Annotated in this window: 1 protein-coding gene; it reads right to left on the reverse strand. The window is 48.5% G+C overall.

Going from position 1 to position 855, the window contains the following annotated elements; genetic code table 11:
- Positions 1 to 855: Ig-like domain-containing protein (locus tag ESZ39_RS17615; RefSeq protein WP_191321845.1), on the reverse strand; the 855-nt coding region annotated here is incomplete at both ends.

An 855-nucleotide genomic window follows, 5' to 3' on the forward strand; every position in this document is an offset into this window, starting at 1 on the left:
TGTGACGACTGTTTTCACACCATCGACGGTATACGTTAGTGTATCGCCAACGTCTGAGCCCGTTACACCGATTATTGCGCTAACCGTGCCATCTGTTCCAAGCTCTGCTGCATTGTAAACGCTATCGCCATTGGCATCAGCCGCTTCGATTATTACTGTTGGCGTTACAATTGCCGAATCTGTAGTAAATGCGGTGGCTGCTCCCTTAGTGGATATGTTCCCTGCTTGATCGGTGATTTGTGCGCTGACTTCTGCACCTGGCACAACTTCAAGTATGATTTTACCGGCATCTATCTCTTCAGCGGTGATTGCACGCACCGCTTCACCATTAATTGAGATAAGATCATTTGTTACAGCATCACTGGGTAAGCCAATAGTGGCTGTGATGGTGCCATCTGCGCCTAACTCTTTTGAGTTATAAACACTATCAGTGCCCGCTGATTCGAAGGTAATGATTGGCCCAGTTGCTGTTGTATCTAAGGTAAAGGTCGTGCTTGCTGTTTTAACATTTCCGGCCGTATCGGTATCCGTGACCGTGACCGTATACTCACCATCGACTGTTGGTGCGCTGTACTCCGTAGTCGCCGCCGCGCCATCAATTGAGTAGACTCTGGTGACATCAGCTGCTACAGCACTAAATGTTAAGGCTTCATCATTTGTAATGGTATCGGTAGCACTTGCTCCACTATCGTTATCAAGTGTAATGGTGGGCATGGCAACGGTTGTATCTAAGGTAAAGGTCGTACTTGCTGTTTTAACATTTCCGGCCGTATCGGTATCGGTTACGGTTACCGTATACTCGCCATCGACTGTCGGTGCGCTGTACTCCGTAGTCGCCGCCGCGCCATCAATTGA

The organism is Colwellia sp. C1TZA3, from assembly GCF_007954265.1.
GTDB lineage: Bacteria > Pseudomonadota > Gammaproteobacteria > Enterobacterales > Alteromonadaceae > Cognaticolwellia.